Annotated in this window: 15 protein-coding genes; 6 read left to right on the top strand and 9 right to left on the bottom strand. The window is 44.1% G+C overall.

The features are described from left to right. Window positions 1–318: 318 nt before the first annotated feature. The 5 genes from EYW48_RS00780 to ebgR all read right to left on the bottom strand — a co-directional run bounded on the left by EYW48_RS00780 (window position 319) and on the right by ebgR (window position 8,789). The gene (locus EYW48_RS00780) at window positions 319–1,752 is read right to left on the bottom strand and encodes an amino acid permease (protein WP_277431758.1); all 1,434 of its coding nucleotides are present in this window, start codon (window positions 1,750–1,752) and stop codon (window positions 319–321) included. A gap of 568 nt (window positions 1,753–2,320) precedes the next feature. Continuing rightward, on the bottom strand, window positions 2,321–3,745 hold the full coding sequence (locus EYW48_RS00775; RefSeq protein ID WP_172532000.1) for an amino acid permease: 1,425 nt from the start codon (window positions 3,743–3,745) through the stop codon (window positions 2,321–2,323). A 177-nt stretch (window positions 3,746–3,922) separates the two neighbouring features. After that, window positions 3,923–4,375, bottom strand: coding sequence for a beta-galactosidase subunit beta (locus tag EYW48_RS00770; RefSeq protein ID WP_277431757.1), 453 nt, complete (start codon window positions 4,373–4,375; stop codon window positions 3,923–3,925). 3 nt (window positions 4,376–4,378) lie between these two features. Next, a complete protein-coding gene (gene ebgA / locus EYW48_RS00765) occupies window positions 4,379–7,480 on the bottom strand; it encodes a beta-galactosidase subunit alpha (protein WP_277431756.1) in 3,102 nt (1,033 codons plus the stop codon). A gap of 325 nt (window positions 7,481–7,805) precedes the next feature. After that, entirely contained in the window at window positions 7,806–8,789 is a 984-nt protein-coding gene (gene ebgR, locus EYW48_RS00760; protein WP_168786561.1) for a transcriptional regulator EbgR, read from the bottom strand. 393 nt (window positions 8,790–9,182) lie between these two features. Here ebgR and galE point away from each other — a divergent pair, with 393 nt between their 5' ends. The 4 genes from galE (at window position 9,183) to galM (ending at window position 13,856) form a co-directional block, all read left to right on the top strand. Continuing rightward, window positions 9,183–10,202, top strand: a complete 1,020-nt coding sequence (gene galE / locus EYW48_RS00755) for a UDP-glucose 4-epimerase GalE (protein WP_176312807.1) — start codon at window positions 9,183–9,185, stop codon at window positions 10,200–10,202. Window positions 10,203–10,496: 294 nt separating this feature from the next. Further along, on the top strand, window positions 10,497–11,549 hold the full coding sequence (locus EYW48_RS00750; protein WP_277431755.1) for a UDP-glucose--hexose-1-phosphate uridylyltransferase: 1,053 nt from the start codon (window positions 10,497–10,499) through the stop codon (window positions 11,547–11,549). Window positions 11,550–11,627: 78 nt separating this feature from the next. Further along, window positions 11,628–12,788, top strand: a complete 1,161-nt coding sequence (galK, locus tag EYW48_RS00745) for a galactokinase (RefSeq protein WP_171979486.1) — start codon at window positions 11,628–11,630, stop codon at window positions 12,786–12,788. 3 nt (window positions 12,789–12,791) lie between these two features. Next, a complete protein-coding gene (gene galM, locus EYW48_RS00740; RefSeq protein ID WP_176246659.1) occupies window positions 12,792–13,856 on the top strand; it encodes a galactose-1-epimerase in 1,065 nt (354 codons plus the stop codon). Between the two features lie 82 nt (window positions 13,857–13,938). Here the strand turns inward: galM and EYW48_RS00735 are convergent, their stop codons facing one another. After that, entirely contained in the window at window positions 13,939–14,958 is a 1,020-nt protein-coding gene (locus EYW48_RS00735; RefSeq protein ID WP_274699230.1) for a LacI family DNA-binding transcriptional regulator, read from the bottom strand. 212 nt (window positions 14,959–15,170) lie between these two features. On the opposite strand from EYW48_RS00735, the gene EYW48_RS00730 reads away from it, so the two are divergent. Next, a complete protein-coding gene (locus EYW48_RS00730; RefSeq protein ID WP_277431753.1) occupies window positions 15,171–16,241 on the top strand; it encodes a cellulase family glycosylhydrolase in 1,071 nt (356 codons plus the stop codon). A gap of 69 nt (window positions 16,242–16,310) precedes the next feature. After that, window positions 16,311–17,699 (top strand): MFS transporter, encoded by a 1,389-nt coding sequence (locus EYW48_RS00725; RefSeq protein WP_141652867.1) that lies wholly within the window; start codon window positions 16,311–16,313, stop codon window positions 17,697–17,699. Between the two features lie 52 nt (window positions 17,700–17,751). Here the strand turns inward: EYW48_RS00725 and EYW48_RS00720 are convergent, their stop codons facing one another. The 3 genes from EYW48_RS00720 to EYW48_RS00710 all read right to left on the bottom strand — a co-directional run bounded on the left by EYW48_RS00720 (window position 17,752) and on the right by EYW48_RS00710 (window position 20,461). Beyond that, on the bottom strand, window positions 17,752–18,756 hold the full coding sequence (locus EYW48_RS00720; protein ID WP_274695010.1) for a substrate-binding domain-containing protein: 1,005 nt from the start codon (window positions 18,754–18,756) through the stop codon (window positions 17,752–17,754). A gap of 196 nt (window positions 18,757–18,952) precedes the next feature. Next, window positions 18,953–19,504: a gamma-glutamylcyclotransferase family protein gene (locus EYW48_RS00715; RefSeq protein WP_171979482.1), complete on the bottom strand. Its 552-nt coding sequence runs from the start codon at window positions 19,502–19,504 to the stop codon at window positions 18,953–18,955. 18 nt (window positions 19,505–19,522) lie between these two features. After that, window positions 19,523–20,461, bottom strand: coding sequence for a zinc transporter ZntB (locus tag EYW48_RS00710; RefSeq protein WP_053310863.1), 939 nt, complete (start codon window positions 20,459–20,461; stop codon window positions 19,523–19,525). Window positions 20,462–20,493 lie beyond the last annotated feature (32 nt).

The raw sequence follows: 20,493 nt of genomic DNA, 5'->3' as shown, positions 1-20,493 counted from the left end.
TTACTTACGATCGCAAAACCGATATTAATGATAATTTTGATGTTTAAAATTAATTTAGTTTAAAAGTGTGATCTATTTTTAGTAAATATTTACCTTATTTTTGTTTTGACTTTAAGTTGAATGTGTAGAGGTATGACTGGGTGGGGTAGCTATTCGAGAGGTGAGTCATTTTATAGGCGGTTCGATTGTTGACTCGAATATCTTCTTGCTTGAATGGCTTTGATGAAATGGAGCTATTGAGTGGAAGTGTACCGACAAATAAAAAGGCACTCACTAAATGGGAGTGCCTTAAATATTCAATCAGAGTGCAGGGTTAAACTAAGCGTTCGCCGGTTCAGGTTTTGCTTCTAGTTTTTTCTCTTCTGGAGATAAGCTTTTTTCATATTTGCCGTACTTCCACCACGCGTAGCCAAGGAAGATAATAATCCCGCCCATGTTGTAGAAGATGATTGTCATGATGTCTGCACCTGTTGGGAAGGTCGATGCAAAGAAGCCAACCGTAAAGATACCGATAAGAATCGACACTGCTGTAATACCGACCGTACGGGAGCCCATGCGGAAATCACGTGGAAGATGGTCGAGTTTCACGCGCAAGTGAAGGTAAGCGATCATGATGAACAGTGGCGGTAGCATAGAAGCTGCTGCTGTCATGTTGATGATGGTGCTCATCAAGTCTTGAACGGTGTCTGACGCCAACGTTGGGATGAACATCAGTGGAATCACAATTAAGAACTGAATCCATGCTGCACGTTCAGGTACACCTTGCTTGTTAAGTGCAACGGTTTTTTCACCGAAGATACCTTTAGGGATTTCAGAGAAGAATATCTTAACCGGAGTCGCCGTCCACATCAGTAAAGAGCCTAGCATCGCCGTGAATGAAACCACGCCTACAAAGCGATTCATCAAAATTTCAGACAAGCCAAAGTGTCGTGCTAAACCTTCGAAGACCTGTACTGAGCCACCGGTAAATTTAAGTTCTTCACGAGATACAAATACGTTTGCTAGTACTGAACCAACAGAGTAAAGCGCGCCAATAAAGATACCCGCGATGATGATTACTTTAACAAAAGACTTGTGACCTCCTTTGATGTCGTTAACGTAAACCGCCACCGATTCTGCACCGCCTGCCGCCATGAAGATCCAAGTGATTACGCCAAGGAATGCCCAGTTGAAGCTTGGTGTCATTGCTTCGATGGTGATTGGGTCTGCAGGTTCAATACCACCGATTAATGCACCGCCAGAAAGCAAGATGTAAGAGAGAGTCAGTAACAACATTAACGACGATGTTAGTGAAGTGATTGGGCCTAGTAGTTTCGCGCCATTGTTTGAAATATGCGTAGCAACTGCAAATAAAATCGTGCTTAAGATCGCCGTGGTTATCGGCGTAAATATATACTCAAAACCTAAGAATGCATACGACGCGTAGGCGATGATGCGAGGTAATAGAGAAGTGAAGAAGAACAGGTTAACAAACCAGTAGGTGTAAGCTGAAATAAACGCCCAACGACCACCCAATGAACTTTTAACCCAAGAGTAAACGCCCGCCTCAGAGTCTTTATTCAATGACACAAACTCAGCAACGATCAAACAAAATGGCACAAAGTAAAAGATGGTTGCTAGAAAGAACATCGGTGCCGAGGAAAGGCCGATCTCGATGTTGTTATTAATGATATTATTGAAGCTGTATACCGCCGCGAAGGTCATAGACAGTAGGGCAAATTTGCCTATCGTACTGCGTTTATTTTCGGACATGATGTTCTCCGGTGAATCACGTTGATGATCGTTATAATTTGGTCCTAGAGAGGGAAGCTCTAGGCCGCACTTTTATTGTTATGTTGGTTTGGCAAACACCCGCTTTGTTTTGTCAGGGGGTTCATTGTTGTTTTGATAGATTTACGGTCGGACTTCTTTTTACTTTCCTTCTCTGGTGTTTCAGTAAAGTTATTACCAAAACAAAGAGTTAAAGATTAAGACGTTCGTTGAAGAGGTTGCTTGTTTCATGAACGACTATTTATAAGGCTTGTAGGGGCTTTGTGTCGCTTTTTTATATTAGTCAGTTTGTCTCTTCAGCAAGAAGATTAAAGATTAAGCGGCGGGAAGTTAATCTAAATTGATCAAATATGTGACCTTGGGTAAATAAATTTAGTTAATGTTTTACCTTTATTTTTATTCGAGTTTTATTACCTATTAATTGGTGTTTTTCGTGAAGTGAAACCTTGACGGAACAACGTTTTTATTTCTCTATTTCATATTTAATTGTTTGATTTAAAACAAAAAAGCGCCCTCATAGGCGCTTTGGGATTTGAGCTAATACGGAGTGTTACGATTGCTTAGCCGTTTCTAGCTTTGCGTCTTTACCTGCCTGCTTTTTTTCAAAACGGGAGATCCACCACCAAGCAATACCAGAGAATACCGCTGTCATGAATACGTTGATAAAGAAGGCTTGAACTAGGTCAACACCTGTTGGGAATGCCGATGCAGTCATGCTCACAACGAAGATACCAATAAGTACAGATACAACAGCCATACCTTGAACTCGAGTACCCATGCGGAAATCACGCGGTGTATCGTCATGCTTCAAGCGGAATACAAAGTACGCCACCATGATGAAGATAGGCGGTAACATTGCAGTACCTGCTGTCAGGTTGATTGCAGTGTTCATCATGTCTTGTACTGATTCAGAGCCGAAGCCGTTAACTACAAGCATCACGAATACGAACGCAAACTGCCACCATGCTGCACGAACTGGAACACCGTGTTCGTTAAGCTCTGTCGTTTTCTCACCGTAAACGCCTTTAGGAATCTCAGAAAAGTGGATTTTTACAGGCGCTGCCGTCCACATCATCATCGAGCCAAACATAGCAACGAACAGTACGATACCAACGAAACGGCCAACGAGAGATTCAGAGATATTGAAGAATTGCGCCATACCAGTAAAGATTTCAACCATACCACCGGCGTAAGTTAAGTCTTCACGAGCAACGAACACGTTTACCAGTAGCGAACCTACGGCGTACATTGAACCGATAGCGATGCCCGCACCGATAATTACTTTGATGAAAGACTTGTGACCGCCTTTTACATCGTTTAGGTATGCCGCTGCAGTTTCTGCCCCCCCGGCTGCTTGGAAGATCCAGCACATGATACCTAGTGTTGCCCAGTTAATGGTCGGTGTCATTGCCTGAAGTGTGATTGGTTCTACTGGTTCATGGTTGCCGCCCAGTGCCATTAGTGCACCAATAACGTAGATCGCGAACAGTGCGAATACACCGTAAGCCACTATTTCAGAGATCTTACCTAGCCAGCTCGCCCCCTTGGTTGAGATGTGTGTTGCTGCTGCAAACAGAACAATCGAGATCACTGATGTGACAAATGGAGAGAAGGCGTATTCGTAGCCAAGCATCGCGTAAGACGCATAAGCGATAACATTAGGTAGCAGAGATACAAACCAGAATAGGTTTACGAACCAGTACAAAAATGAGCCCAAGTATGCAGCTTTAGAACCCAGTGGCTTTTTAAGCCAGTCGTACATGCCTGACTCTGAATTTTTATTTGCTGATACGAATTCTGCAATGATGAACACAAACGGAATGAAGTAAATAAGGGTCGCAAGCAAAAAGATAGGAGCAGAACTTAATCCCAATTCGATGTTGTTGTTTACGATGTTGCGAACGTTAAATACCGCTGCGAATGTCATGGAAAGCAAGGCAAATTTGCCTAACTTACCGCGCACAGATTCAGACATAGTGTCCTCCAAGGAATCACGTAATTATAGTCGTCATTTCTCTATGCTTCCTTGTAGGGAAGAAGCATAAAGGCGTTTGCAGTGTGACTGAGCCTTGAACGGCAAGCCTCAGTCACACTGTGAATAGATCTTGTTGTTGCTACTTTCGGCTGTTTGGCTTCAGTAACTTAATGTCGGTTATTTATTGAGGAAGTAACCGTCTTCGATAGTCACTTTCAGCACCACTTTGCGAACTCGGTTGTCACCGTGAAAGCGGTAGGCTTTGCTGTTATCAAAGATCGCCACTTGGCCTTCAACTAACTCGCAAGTCTCGCCGTTACCCATGAGATGTTCACGGTCGGTTTCATCGCTGTAAGCTTGGGTCTGTTCAAGCTGAGACTTATCTGCGAACTCAACCGTTTCACGACCTTCTAGGTAGTAATGCACGTCGAAGTAACGACGGTTACCAGTGAAGCTTTCTGTGTTTCGAGCCACACCGTCTTCAATCATGTAAGCCAGTGAGTCACCAATGGAATACATCACGCCATCTTTGATGTTGCCAATGTTTTCAATCGCTTCTATACAGCGTTGCCATTTACGACCGTCGCGGTAAACGACTTTAAATTGCTCTAGGTTGTCTAAAACGATCATCGCTTATGCCTCGTTTTGTTGTGGTTGAGTTTTTGGCGTATTCACCGTGAAGAACTCGTCACCAAAGTTGTGATTGATTAGGTGTTGCGCGCCGCAATCGCCTGCTTGGAATGGAATTAGCGTTAAGCCGTAACGGAACTCATCCATGTACACGCGGTAAGAATCCAACACTTCACTGCCCCAAGAGTTTGAACCTAATCCCATCACTTGGTGGTCTAGATTTAGCGTGATGTAACCGCTCTTCTCTAGCTCAATCGTGTGTTGTGCTTGATGCAAGTTTTGGTTGGTGTAGAACCACGCGCTGAAGTTGATTTCTTGTTGTGGTTTCACCGCAATACCATTGCCAGCACGGCTTGAAAGCGCAGCCCAACGAACGTGTTGGCGGTTGCCGTTGTTTTGTGGGAACGGGTAGTTCTCAAACATATCTGCAACCGTTGATTGGTATACATCAATCATGTTGGCTTGCTTGCTGTCTTGGTAGTTTTCTTCTGGGCCGCGGCCATAGTATTGAACTTGGTCGAAGTCGCCATTGATGCCCATATCGAAACCAATTACTGGAATCACGTGCGGGTACTCACCGTAGCGTTCGCCACTCAGTTCCACGTTCAGGTGGCCTTCAGTATTGATTTGGTAACGGTATTCACAACGCATACCGAAATCGAAGACTGGCGGAGCAATGATGCTTGTTGTGGTGATTTCAATCTTGCCGTTAACCTGTTCAACATCCAGTGTGCGGAAGTGCTCCTGCATGATCTGTAGGTGTGCAGGTTGCCAGTAACCATCGTGCTCTTGCTTGTGGTTATCGATCATTGGCTTGAAGAAGTTGATTCGTGGTTCAGACTTAATCATCTCTTCGCCATTGACTAACCATGACGTCAGCTTGCCGTTCACTTTCGAGAAGTTCAGCACAAAGTTGTGACCTTTGATTAAGTAAGCGAGACGAGACTCTTCAACATTCAGTACTGTTGCATTGTTATTGGTGAACGCATCTAGTTGTGCTGTGTTCTCTTTCACTTGGAATTGGTAAACAGCGATGTCGTGGTTCGCTTCGCTGTATGAAGTCCGGGAATTCTTACGAACCGTAAAGTTCACAAACACTTCTCGCTCATCAAGCTCTGGCAAGTTTAAAGTCAGTTCGCGGCTAGAGTTTTCAGCGAGATCTTCAACCTTGATGTGTTGTACCACAATGGTTTCACCCTCAGCACGGATCTCCGCTGTGATGGTGTAGTCATCGATATTTGAGAACCAAAATTTGTTATCGACGGTGAAGGTGCCCGTTTGTGCATCAAAATCGCGAATCTTCACTGGGGCAATAACTTGCTTGTACTCTTTCAAGCCTGGGCTTGGAGTTTGGTCTGAGTAGATCAAACCATCCATACAGAAGTTGTAGTTGTTCGGGTAGTCACCGTAGTCCCCCCCATACTTGTAGAATTCAGTGCCCGCTTCATCACGCGCTAGAATGCCGTGGTCACACCATTCCCAAACATAGTGGCCTTGAATCGCATCATGCTTGTAGAACACGTTTTGGTATTCGGTTAGCCCGCCTGGGCCGTTACCCATTGCGTGTGCGTATTCACAGATGATGCGTGGTTTTTCGTGAGGGAATTCACCGAAGGCATTCATCAGTTGAGCACGTGAGTACATGGTTGAAATGATGTCGACTACTTCAGCATCACGGTCTTCTTCGTAGTGAACCAGACGCGTGTCATCAATTGCTTTTGCCGCATCGTACATAGCACGGATGTTGCAGCCGTAACCCGACTCGTTGCCCAGTGACCACATGATGATTGAAGGGTGGTTCTTTTGAGCGTGGATGTGACGTTCGATACGTTCGACAAACACCGCTTCCCATGCTGCATCGTTAGTGATGCGGCTTAGGTCGCCAACGTTAGCAAAGCCGTGTGTTTCGACATCGGTTTCGCCCATCACGAATAGGCCGTAGATGTCACACAGTTCGTAGAAGCGTGGGTCGTTCGGGTAGTGCGCAGTGCGTACTGAGTTGATGTTGTGCTGTTTCATCAATATCAAGTCTTTCTCTACGCGATCCATGCCGACAGCACGACCTTTTAAATGGTCGTTGTCGTGACGGTTCACGCCGTGCAGCATCACGTATTTGTTATTGATGTAGAACAGACCATCGCGAACTTTAATGTCACGGAAACCAACGCGTTGTGGAATCACTTCCAGCACCTTACCGTCAGCGTCTTTCAGCGTCAGTAGCAGTTGGTACAGGTAAGGGTTTTCAGCGTTCCATTGAACCGGGTTAACCACATCAATAGAGAATTGAGTATTCGCACTGCCGTCGACGGTGAGGTTATCTACTGAGCCTTGCGAGATAACTTGATTGCCATCAAGCAATGCGTACTCAAGGGTTGCGTTTGTCGCTGCGGCTAAGTTTTCTAGTTCCACTTTGCACGATAGGGTAGCGCTTTGGTAAGCATCGTCGAAGTCAGTGCGAACTGTAACGTCTTGAATGTGCAGTTGTTCTTTACCTACAAGGTAAACGTCACGGAATATACCGCCCGTCCACCACATGTCTTGGTCTTCAATGTAGGTTGAATCGGCCCACTGCATTACACGAATAGAAAGTAGGTTGTTGCCTGCTTTTACGTGACTAGAGATATCGAACTCGGCGGTTAGGCGGCTGCCTTTGCTGAAACCTACGTACTCACCGTTTACGTAAACTTCGAAGTAAGTCTCAACGCCATCAAATTTGATGATGGTTTGCTTCTTGTCCCAGCTTTCGCCAAGGAAGAAAGAGCGTTGGTAAGCGCCTGTTGGGTTGTCTGATGGTACGAAAGGTACATCAATTGGGAATGGGAAACCTTCATCTGTGTATTGAAGATCGCCGTGGCCTTCCATTTGCCACATGTTTGGAACCGTAATGTGGCCCCAGTCTTTCATTTCTTGAGAGTAGAACTCTTCAGGAACCAATAGTGGATTGGTGAAATAGCTGAAATTCCATTGGCCACTCAATAGTTGGAAGTGGCTGCTAAGTTCACGCTGAAACGTTTTTGCATTCTTTTCTGATGCGTATGAGAAGAAGTATGCACGCGGTGCCATACGGTTCTCATGTAAGTTCAGGAAGTTTTCCCAGTTGTTCACGTTGCCTCTCTCTCGGCCTAAATGCAATTTGCTGACCGACGTTCTTATGCGTAATTGGGTCGTAGTGAATACGATCATGTTGGACTGGGGTAATTATTAGTAAAAGTTTTACTAAATAAAATTAGTGAAAACGTTTTACTTTAACTCCATCACGTTTTTTATGGTTTTTTTGTGGTGCTGTGTGATCCACTTAAAAGAATGCTATTGACTGTTTTATGAAGCAGGTTAAAGAGGGGGGGGAGTGTGTACATTGATGTATGTGATGGGCACAAAAAAGGCCACCTTTAATAAAGGTAGCCTTGGCTTATCTATTTGATATATTTAGTTATTTTGTTGTGTCTCGCAGCTTGAGTTTGCTTGGTACATAGACGCGTAATGGGATGGTACGGCCGTCGCGCGCTTTCTCTATCAGAAGGTTAACACCTTGAATTCCCATCAGTTCAGAGTGGATACGAACTGTTGATAAAGATGGGAAGGTAAACTTAGCGGTTGGGATGTCGTTTACACTGATCAGCGCAATGTCTTCAGGAATGTGCAATCCGTGTTCATGAATCGCTCGTAAAACGCCAATTGCGATGGAATCTGACGCAATAAACATGGCTTTCGGGTAGTCGCCCGTCGCGAGCATCTGTTTTGCAAGCTTGTAACCTGAAGAGCTAGAGAAGTCACCACGATAGATATCTTGTTCACTGACAACGTTCTTGAGGCTGCCATATTCAGCAAAGGCGACTTCACGAATGTCAGGGGTGTTGACGTCGTCTTGTCCACCAATAAAGCCGATGCGCTCATAGCCTTGGTTGATAAAGAAGTTGGTGATCTCTTTGCTGATCAAAGCCAAGTCGATATCGACAGAGTCATAAGGTTCTGAATGATCAGTAAAATCGACATAACAGATATTATCGCTCAGCTTTTTGGCTTGCTCGATAACCTCTGGTGTCATTCTGCCTACCAGAAGTACACCGGTGATAGGGCTTGAGTTGATGTGTAGTTTACTTTCATAACAGTTGGTTAGCTTAACTTCCATTTTTTCACACTGAGTTTCAATCCCGTGGCGAATCGATAGGTAATAAGGGTCGTTAACCTCAGCTTCTTGTTTGTAGTTATACAAGGCAAGGAAGTGGTGATTTTGTTTTTTATTGCTAACTGCTTTTCGTGAGCTGCTGGTTTTGTATTCCAACTTCTCTGCAATTTCAAAGATACGCCTTTTAGTCTCTTCCTTGACGTTTAATGTAGGATCTTCATTGAGAACCCTTGAAACTGTAGCCAATGATACATTCGCTTCAGTCGCGATATCTTTTAATGTTGCCATATTCACTTCCTGTTATTGGAACATTGCGTTGCTTTGAAATTGGTATTTAGTAAAAAAGCAATGTACCTCTTTATTCTGCAGACCTATTGTAATCAAACTGAAAGTCATTGCATTAACTTTTAGTAAAATAAATGCTTAACTCCTCTATGATGTCCAAAATCTAACCATCTATAATTATCTTATTAAAATTCAATAGATTAGCTTTAATTTAACCTGGATTATCTCTATGCCATGTTCAATTACAATGATGAAAGTTAGTGTAAACGTTTACACTTCGTGGTTTTGATCACAGAATTATAGTCAAAATGGCTGCTACTATTTCTGATATACGGTGCTACTGAGCTGAATATCAGTTCGAGTTAGCCCACGAATGACGACAAAGAGAGGTTGATTGTGAAAGTACTGGTTACAGGCGGCATGGGTTACATCGGAAGTCATACATGCATTCAAATGATACAGGCAGGTATGGAGCCAATCATTGTTGATAACCTTTGCAATAGCAAAGAGCTAGTGCTGGAACGAATCGAATCCTTAACTGGCAAGCGGCCAACTTTTTATCTTGGCGATATTCGTGACCAATCTTTTCTAGATAGCGTGTTCTTAGAAAACGATATCCAATCTGTTATTCATTTCGCAGGCTTAAAAGCAGTCGGTGAATCGGTTGTTAAACCACTGGAATATTACGATAACAACGTCAATGGCTCATTGGTGTTAGCTCGAAGCATGAAGAAAGCGGGTGTGAAAAGTATCGTATTTAGTTCTTCTGCTACCGTTTACGGTGACCCAGAAGTGGTGCCCATTACCGAGAACTCACCAACTGGCGCAACAACCAACCCGTATGGTCGCAGCAAATATATGGTGGAAGAGTGCTTAAGCGATCTGTTCAACGCGGAGAAGGATTGGAGCGTGACTTTACTGCGTTATTTCAACCCAGTCGGAGCACACCCATCAGGCACAATGGGCGAAGATCCTCAAGGTATTCCCAATAACCTGATGCCGTTTATTGCTCAGGTTGCAGTTGGCCGCAGAGAGAAGCTTTCTATATTTGGAAACGATTACCCAACGATTGATGGTACTGGTGTTCGTGACTACATCCACGTGATGGATTTAGCCGATGGTCACGTTGCAGCACTAAAAGCGGTTGGTGAGAAAGCGGGGTTGCATATTTACAACCTAGGTACAGGCAAGGGGTCGAGTGTGCTTGAGATGGTTGACGCCTTCGCACAAGCATCAGGTAAGCCCGTACCTTATGAACTTTGCCCACGCCGCGCTGGTGATATTGCAGAATGTTGGGCAAGTACAGAAAAAGCAGAGCGCGAGTTAGGTTGGAAAGCGACTCGCAGCGTGATGGAGATGACGGCGGATACGTGGAATTGGCAGTCGAATAACCCGAACGGCTATTCCCCTTCGTAATTGAAGCCGCAGCGTTGTTAGCTGCGCTTACCAATTCCAATCACATAGAAGATCTATGCTCATGGATATTGGAAATCTTGCTGCCTAGCTGCAACTCCAATTTCTTTGGGGAATACAGATGAAGAGAGATTCCAGATATCTCGAACCTCGATTCTGGAATGACGAATTTTAAAACTACGATTTCTGAACGTCATTCCCTACAGCGAGGGACGAGCGTGATAGGGAATCTACTTGTAGAAGAATTATTCATCTTGGTGAATTGACCAAGACACAAAATTTGAGAGCAATCTAAACATGTCAAAAGTTGAATTTAACCCAGTAGACCATCCACACCGTCGTTATAACCCATTAACGGATCAGTGGATCTTAGTATCGCCGCACCGTGCGAAACGTCCGTGGAGTGGCCAAGATGAAAAGCCATCGACCGCGCAGCTTCCTGTGTACGAGAAAGAGTGTTTCTTGTGCCCAACCAATACGCGTATCTCGGGTGATGAAAACCCAGATTACGACGGTACTTATGTATTCAATAATGATTTCGCGGCGCTGATGCCTGATTCACCTGACGCTCCAGAGTCTGATAACCCTCTATTCAAGACTCAAGGTGTACGTGGGTTGAGCCGCGTGATCTGTTTCTCTCCGGACCACAGCAAAACGCTGCCAGAGTTACCGGTAAACAAGATTCGCGGTGTGATTGATACGTGGAATGAACAGATTGAAGAGCTGGGTAAGGATTATCTGTGGGTTCAAGCTTTTGAAAACAAAGGCGAGACAATGGGCTGCTCTCAGCCACATCCACATGGTCAAATTTGGGCAAATAGCTTTTTACCCAATGAAATTGAACGCAAAGAAAAATTGCTAAAAGAGTACTTTGAACAACAAGGTTCTAATCTATTAGTGGATTACGTTGCAGCTGAAATGAAAGACGGCTCTCGTACGGTGGTTGAAACTGAACATTGGATTGCTGTGGTTCCTTACTGGGCTGCGTGGCCATTTGAAACCATGTTGCTACCAAAAACACATATTCGCCGTATGAGTGAGCTCACCGATGAGCAGCGTGATGATTTAGCGGTTGCGATTAAGAAGCTAACCAGCCGTTACGACAACTTGTTTCAATGTTCATTCCCATATTCCATGGGCTGGCACTATGCGCCATTTTTCGAAGAAGGCACTGATATCGATCACTGGCAGTTGCATGCGCTGTTCTACCCGCCACTGTTACGTAGCGCCTCCGTTCGTAAGTTCATGGTCGGTTATGAAATGCTAGCAGAAAGTCAACGTGATCTTACCGCGGAACAAGCGGCGCAGCGTCTGCGTGAACTGAGTGATATTCACTATAAAGAACAATAAAGAACAATATTTAGAGTCACTTCAATAAGGCTCAATGAAGTGGCTCGCCATAATTAAGTACGAAGAGAGAACACTACTATGTCTGACCTAATCCAAAATGTGAAAGCATCTTTTGAGCAAGTCCTTGGTTACCAAGCGACCCATATTATCCAAGCTCCAGGCCGTGTGAACCTGATCGGTGAGCACACTGACTACAACGATGGTTTTGTTCTACCGTGTGCCATTAACTACCAAACGGTAGTCGCAGCGGCTAAACGTGACGACAACATTGTACGTGTAGTATCGGTGGACTACGGTAATGCAGTCGATGAGTTCGACCTAACTCAAGAGATCACCTTCCAACAAGACAAGATGTGGGCTAATTACATTCGTGGTGTGGTGAAGTGCTTAAAAGGTCGCGGCTTCGAATTTACAGGTGCAGATATCTCTGTAACGGGCAACGTTCCTCAAGGTGCGGGTTTAAGTTCTTCTGCGGCACTGGAAGTGGTTATTGGTCAGACATTCAAGGTGCTTTATAACCTAGAGATCAGCCAAGCTGAAGTGGCGCTTAATGGTCAGCAAGCCGAAAACGAATTCGTCGGCTGTAACTGCGGGATCATGGACCAAATGATCTCTGCAGAAGGTCGCGCAAACCACGCGATGCTTTTGGATTGTCGTAGCCTAGAAACAACGGCAGTCTCTATGCCCGAAGATATGGCGGTGGTGATCATCAACTCAAACAAGAAACGTGGTTTGGTTGACAGTGAATACAACACGCGTCGTGAGCAGTGTGAAGAAGCCGCGCGCATTTTTGGTGTTCCAGCACTTCGTGATGTGACTATTGAACAGTTTAAAGCGAAAGAGTCTGAGTTAGATGAAATGGTCGCGAAACGCGCTCGTCACGTGATTAGTGAAAATGACCGTACGGTTGAAGCGGCTCAAGCTCTGCGAACTCATGACATGAAACGGATGGGCGAGTTGATGGCTGAATCGCATGCTTCAATGCGTGATGATTTTGAAATCACGGTTAAAGAGATTGATACGCTGGTTGATATGGTCAAAGACGTGATCGGCGAGCAAGGTGGCGTGCGTATGACTGGTGGCGGTTTTGGTGGTTGTATTGTGGCCTTGGTGCCACCAGCCTTGGTTGATGAAATCAAAACAACCGTTGAGCAGAAATATCAAGCAGCGACTGGCTTAAAAGAATCGATTTATGTTTGCCAAGCGAAAGAAGGTGCAGGCTTGGTTGAGGTTTTATAAGTGATGTCTGACTATTTTTCACAGCTAGAAGAAGCGATGGCGAGTGCGCCATCGTTTGATGGCATGCCAGCTCGCTTGGTTCATTTGACCAATGCTAATGGTATGAGTGTTTCATTGATGGATATTGGCGCGACTTGGCTTAGCTGTGTGTTGCCTGTGAAAGGTAAACCGCGTGAGGTACTGCTGCGTTCACCGGATATGTGCGAACACATGAAGCAGGGCGCGTATTTTGGTTCTATTGTCGGTCGCTATGCTAACCGTATCGCAAAAGGGCAGTTCACCATCGGCGATCATACCTATCAAGTGGGGGTCAATAACGGCTCTAACTCACTGCATGGTGGGCTGATTGGTTTTGATAAGCGCCGTTGGGTGATTGAGTCTCAACAACACAACAGAGCGATTTTTTTATTGCATTCCGCTGATGGTGACCAAGGCTACCCGGGGAATCTAGATATTAAAGTGTGTTATACGCTTACTGACGATAATGCACTCCACATTGATTATTACGCAGAAGCTGATCAAATCACTCCTGTGAATCTAACAAACCACGCTTATTTTAATTTGGCTGGGGAAAACTCGGATGCGAAGAGTATCGATCATTGTTTGCATATGGATGCTGATCGCTATTTGCCAACCAGTGACGATTTAATACCAACCGGTGAGTTACGTGCTGTTGCTGGTACGAGTTTTGATTTCACCCAGAGTAAAGTTATTGGCCGTGATTTTTTATCGGATGATGATCAGAACATGGCCGGAGGCTATGACCATGCTTTTATTTTTTCTGACGGTAAAAATGATGGCAAAGAAACCGTGGTGACTCTGATCTCTCCGAGTAAAGACGTGGTAATGAAAGTTAAAACTACCAAGCCTGCGATACAGTTTTATTCGGGTAACTTTCTTGCAGAAACGCCTGGGGCATCTAAGTTATACCAACGTTATGACGGCTTAGCGTTAGAGACCCAATATTTCCCTGATGGGCCGAATCACCCCGAGTGGGGAAAAAATAACGGGCTACTCAATTGCGGGGAGCACTATCAACATCAAACGACTTATCTGTTTGAGTTTTAATGAAGTTAAGAGGCAATGATTGTACTGAGAGGGAGCGCAATCATCGCTCAAATGGTGTTGATGGCCTATTTGGCGAGCTAAATTAGCTCGCCTTTTTTGTTGAAGAGTGGCGAATAATAAGTTCGCCCTCGACTTTTAGCCTCATTGATAATAGTGGTTGTTTCTCTATTAGCGTCATTAATGATTCTATCGATTTTTTGCCCATGTCGGAGTAGGGCAAGTCTACCGAGGTTAAAGAAGGGAAGCTCTCTGAGGCAATCTGCTGGTTGTCATAACCGACCACAGCAACGTCTTGTGGAATATGTAAACCCAATTCAGCGATAGCTTGGTAGCACCCCATCGCCATGTAGTCACTGCTGCAGAAAATAGCATCTGGTGGTGTTGGCATAGCCAGTAATCTAAGCGTTTGTTGGTGTGCTTCTTTGAGTGACCAGTTTGCTTCTAATACATACTGTTCATTGGGGATTAAATCAGCATCAAGTAATGCTTGTCGGTAACCCTCTACACGTTGCACCGTAGCTTGCATCCAGCTTTCACCAGTCAGCATCGCAATTTTACGATATCCCTGAGCGGTTAGGTGTGTCACGGCTTTGTAAGCTCCCACCATGTCGGCAGGCAAGATGCTAGGTGCGGACGACTTGTCATTCGTACAATTGAGCAGTACGGTCGGTAGCTCAGTATTGACTCGTTGTTGTTCGAGTTCCCGAGTCATACTCGATGCATAAACTAACCCTGTGTAGTCGCCCCCATTGATTTCAGTTTCAATCTTACTGGCTAAGATTGGGTCATGGCTGTAGTTGAAGGTGACAAGAATATGGTCATTAGCCCACGCTTCTTCACGTGCAGCATTGAGTGCGTCAATAAATGGGTCGTAGCTTGCTAGACCATTAATTACCATTGCTATTTTCTTCGGCCGTCCTAATGCGTGAGCAACTTTTTTGTTGTGATAACCAAGTTCTTGTGCAGTATCGAGCACTTTTTTCTGAGTAGTTTCGGCTATTTTTACTGATGTTGAACCATTGAGTACCAAAGACACCGTTGACTGAGATACCCCAGCAGCTGAGGCGATGTCACTCATCGTTACTTTTTTCATTTTATTCATTGCAATGAGTCATCACTAATTTACATAGCTAAAGATATTAGCTAATTCATTTCTTAAGATCATTATCAAAAGACAAAGATCACAAAATTTCTTGATCTAGAAAAGAATGGTGTGATTGCTGACACGTTTATATCATCTTATTCTGGCTATTAAAATATTAATAAACACATTAGCTAATAATATTAGTTAATGTGTTTTTTATGGTGAGTAAGATGAAAAAATGGTCAGAAGAGAAAGCGTGGCAGTGGCAGAAAGAGCATGGTTGGTTACGTGGCTTTAATTACCTTCCTCGCACCGCTGTGAATTGGAATGAGATGTGGCAAGCGGAATCCTTTGCACCTGAAGTTATGGAGCAGGAATTGGCGTGGGTGAATGAAGTCGGCTACAACACGGTACGCACCAACTTACCATTTATCGTTTGGCAAGCTGATCGTGAAGGTTTACATCAACGCATTGAGCGCTTTCTTGATATTTGTGAACGTAACCAGCTCAAAGTCATGATGACTCCGATGGGTGACTGTGGGTTTTCTGGTGATCACCCTTACCTTGGTGAGCAGAAAGCGCCAACGCCAGATCTTCACAACAGCCAAGCGGCAGCAAGTCCTGGCCGTAATATAGTTATGGACCAATCACAATGGGGGGATGTTGAAGCTTACGTTAGAGATATTATTTCAACCTACAAAAATGACTCACGTATTGTGATTTGGGATCTCTACAACGAACCAACGAATCGTATGATTTTCACCACAAGTGGTGAATTAGCTTATGATCAAGTGATGGAAGGTTTTAGCCATCAATTGATGGAAAAAGCGTTTGAGTGGGCTAGAGATGAAAACCCAACGCAGCCACTAACGGTGGGTGCTTGGCATGCTCCAAGTATTTTAGATCGTTCTTTGCCTATGTATGAACACCCGACAGATCGTCGTGCATTAGAGCTTTCGGACATCATTACCTTCCATGCCTATCTACCTCTGGATCTATTTGCTAAGGCTCTTGAGATTATCGAAGCTTATAACCGTCCTGCGATGTGCACCGAGTGGCTAGCGCGTCATGCTGAATCGCATTTACATGAGCAACTGCCTATTTTCAAGCAAAAACAAATTGGATGTTATCAGTGGGGTTTAGTCAAAGGCAAAACTCAGACCCATCTCCCTTGGCCGGAAATCAAACGCAATGATGCGGACTACGCGAGTCGATGGTTCCATGATCTGCTCGATGAACAGGGGCAGCCATACGATCCAGCCGAAGTGCAGTTAATCAAAACACTCGCAGAAGTGGATTAGCAGCCTGTGAGCCGATTCTAGGAAATGAATCGGCTACCAAACTACAATTAACTCAATTGGAACGTGAATATGACTACTCTACACAACAAATTATCCAACAAAGAGCTGATGTCTTACTTTGGCTACGGTATCGGTCAATGCTTCAGCTTTGGTCTGGTTGGTTCTTTCATTCTCTATTTCTATACCGATATTTTGGGCATTTCACCATTAGCGGCTAGTTCTATTTTCTTGATTGCACGTGTATGGGATGCCGTAAACGACCCATTGATTGCAGGGTATATGGATACTTTAGAGTCTCGCTTCGGTAAATTCCGTCCCTATATGCTGTTTACCCCATTTTTGATTGTGTTGGTCACGATCGCTTCGTTTTACAATATTGATGCAGATACTTCGACTAAGGTGATGTATGCCGGTATTACCTACCTATTATGGGGAACCCTATACACCATTTCAGATGTGCCATTTTGGTCAATGTCTTCAGTGATGACAGATGAACCCCAAGAGCGAGCAAAAGCTGCAACATGCGCAATGCTTGGAGTGAATGCCGGTATTGGTGCAACCCTTGTTATCTTTCCTAAGTTAAGTGCTTTTTTTGCTGATGGTCGTACCGATCAAGGTTATTTACCAGCGGTGATTGTGCTGATGATTGCTGGATTACTGTTCATGTTAAATGGCTTTTATAACACTAAAGAACGAATCTCGACGGCAAACTGTGAGAAAGTGACATTAAAAGACACCTTCCAGGCGGTACGAAAAAATAAACCACTATTTTTTATTCTGGCTGCATTCTTTATGAATGTATTCTTCAACTTAGTGAATGGCTTATATATTTTCTTCTTTACTTACAATATGGGCGATGTCAGCTTAGTTTCGTTGATTGGTACGATCACTCTCGTCAGTGCGATTGCTTGTTTAGCCACTCCTATATTAACTAAGCGTTTTAAAAAGCGAGATATTTTTATCACTTTGTGTGTGCTTGAAATTATTGCTCGTATTGGTTTTTATATGACAGGTTATGATAACCCAACCGTTGTAATGAGTTGGTTGGCAGTGGTTACTGGTATCTTTATGATGACTAACCCTTTGATATCAGCAATGATAGCCGACACGGTTGAATACTCTTATTACCATAGTGGTAAACGTACAGCGGCAATTACTTTTTCTGGACAAACGTTTACCGGCAAACTATCGGTAGCCGTTGCTGGTGGATTAACCGGTGTTATTCTAACCATGATCGGCTATGTGCCAAATGTAGAGCAAACAGAGACTGCACTTAATGGTATGTTTTTCTGCGTGGCATTACTTCCTGCCCTTGGTGCATTGGTGCGAATTTTTATTATGTCTCGCTATACATTTACTGAAGACCAACATGCTATTTTACGCGAAAAGCTCAGTCGTGGTGAGTTTGCTGAAGGGGTTGAGAGGGCGATGCCTGAAGTTCGAGAAGCAAGTATCTAAAGATTATTGACTCCTAAAAACAAGCCTGATCATTGCGTCAGGCTTGTTTTCTTTATTGGTCACATTTCTCTACAGAGTTACGTCTGACTAGAGTAGGGGAAAAGATCATCGGCTCTTTTTCTATCACATCGCCACGAGCTAAATGTAATGCCAATTTGGCAGCTTTTTCTGCCATCATCTCAATTGGGTAACGAATGGTGGTTAGCCTTGGGCGCACATAGCGCGCAATTAAAGCATCATCAAAGCCGATCACTGAAATCTCTTCAGGGCTTTTGACGCCATTTTCTTCTAGGATATTTAATGCACCAGCAGCCATATTGTCGTTGTAGGCAACGATGGCGGTGATATCGAGTGATTTGATCAGTAAGTTGGTCATCGCTTGTTCACCGCCTTCACTATTAGGGTCTGACGACTCGATATAACTCGCGGTCAGCTCAATAGCGTGATCTTTCAATGCAGCTTTGTAGCCTGTGCAGCGGTCAGTCGCATCTTCAATGTTATGTGAAGAGCCTATGTAGGCGATCTTGCGGTGTCCGTGGCGTATCAGATATTCGGTTGCCAAGTAAGCACCTTTGGCATTATCAAGTGAGATACAGCGCTCTGCTAATTCAGGGATATATCGATTGATTAGCACCATTGATTTCACTTCCGTTGCATAAGCAACCAATTCTTGATCGGATAAGCCTTTGGAATGAATAACGAACGCATCACAGCGGCTGTTGATTAATAGTTCAATAGCTTGGCGTTCTTCTTCTGCGCGGTGGTAGCCGTTACCAATCAGCAGATGTTTGCCATTATCGTGAGCTACGTTATCGACCGCTTTGACTAAAGTGCCAAAAAATGGGTCTGAAACATCACTGACCAATACACCGATGGTATCAGTACTTTGACTTACCAAAGCTCGAGCGGCCGCATTAGGGCGATAACCTAATTTACTCATTGCCGCCGTCACTGAATCAATCGATGTTTGACTCGCTTTTGGAGATTTATTGATCACACGTGAAACTGTTGCTACTGAAACTCCAGCTTCACGAGCCACATCTTTAATCGTCGCCATGTTGTGCCTCTCTATTTTATGTAGGCATTTAACAATGGCTGTGAAAATAACGCAAATGAACAATGCACTCATATTGATATTTGCGATCTCAAACACTGATGGAATCGGGCTTAGTTGTAGTGTAAACGTTTCTAAAAATGCCGTTATCTTTTAGTGGGAAGCCTGTTTTAGTCCTCGTGTGTAGGTTGGTGCACTGTTAACGAACTTTGGCAATTAAATCATCGATAATAGAGTGGTGACTAGGTTGTACACCTGCAAGGTTGCCGTATTTAGGATCATGACGGTCATTCTCTAAAGGATGTTGCCAACCAAGGGTATGCTCGACAAAGTGATGGGCAAATGATTCTGAGAACTCTAAGCATCCGGCTAAAACCGTATCGACATAAGTTTGTACTATCGGGTTGTGTACACATGGTGGTTGTGGCGAATCTTTGACATAAACCCAAATCGGAAGTTGTGGATTAAATGCATGCTCGGTCTCTATTTGATTGGCAGAAATGGATATTCGCTCGTAACCACGCTCACGGTGATCAAATTCTGCTAAGGCGAATTCATCTATTTCTAGTAGCACCCCATTTACTTTTCCTTGGCCTATATTGACCACTAGCGGTGATAATACATAGCTGTCATCAATTTTCCCCCAGCAACGCACGAGACCATGAGCAACGACTGGAATCGCTTGCCCAGTTTGCCCTGTTAGTTGGCGAGAAGCGGAATTGATTAAACTACCGTAGCCAAAAATATACATACCGACCCTCGAGAGTGGTTAATCTTTATTAAAAAAACGCAAACGGTGAAGAATCCAAAACTCCACCGCAAATATGCCCACTAACGCTGCACAAAACAGACCAAAGGCAACGGGGGATTCAGTTCCCGGAATACCACCTACATTGACTCCGAGTAAGCCAGTTAAGAAACTAGTGGGTAGGAAAATAGCCGCAATAACCGAGAACAAATAGGTATTTTGGTTCATCTTTTCGGCGTGATATTGGCGCAATTCACCTTTGATGATTTCCAGTTCACCAAGAAAGAAGTCGAGTGTTTCATTGATACGAGTAATGGTGTTAACGCTGTGCCGTAGGCGCAAATTTTTGCTATTGGCTAGCGCAACGTCTGAGTTGCAGTAGTCATCAATTGCGTACAGCTGTGGCTTAATAAAGCGTTTAATTTTGAGCAATGCTTTATGGGTTTGCATTAGATCTTCGCTCAACTCTATTTCGGTATCGTATTGAGTGATTTTTTCTTCAATGCTGCTTAAGTAGTGATCAATATTTTTATTCAGGCCATCGATCACTTGTACAATAACCTCAGATAAGGTTTGAGGTCCTTGCCCTGCCAGTAGAGCTTCTCGAATAGCATTGATGGCTTTGGATGGAATTTTACGTGTGGAAAAGAGCGCACCATTGAAATAAAGAATCCGCACACTGAGCATGTCTTCAGGGTTTGCGTTGTCGTTCATGTTGACACCACGCAAGATCAACAAAAAATTGTCATCCTCATATTGCTCGAACAACGGCCGCGTATCTTCAGCTAATAAGCTATCGACTATCGTGCTGGGAATTTGATACTCCAATAGCCACTCACGTAGCCCTTGCTTATCTCGTTGACAGTGATACCAGTTATTCGGTTCTATAGTTGAAGCGTTATTTGTGTGTTGTATTGGCGGAGAAGAAGAAAAGCGCCAATGATCAATCAAGAATTCCATATTTATCCTTAATTAATGCTCCTCAAAACTTG

It is taken from the genome of Vibrio sp. 1180_3 (assembly GCF_029478545.1).
In the GTDB taxonomy this organism is placed as follows: domain Bacteria; phylum Pseudomonadota; class Gammaproteobacteria; order Enterobacterales; family Vibrionaceae; genus Vibrio; species Vibrio aestuarianus.
This window is presented reverse-complemented; position numbering and strand designations above follow the sequence as displayed.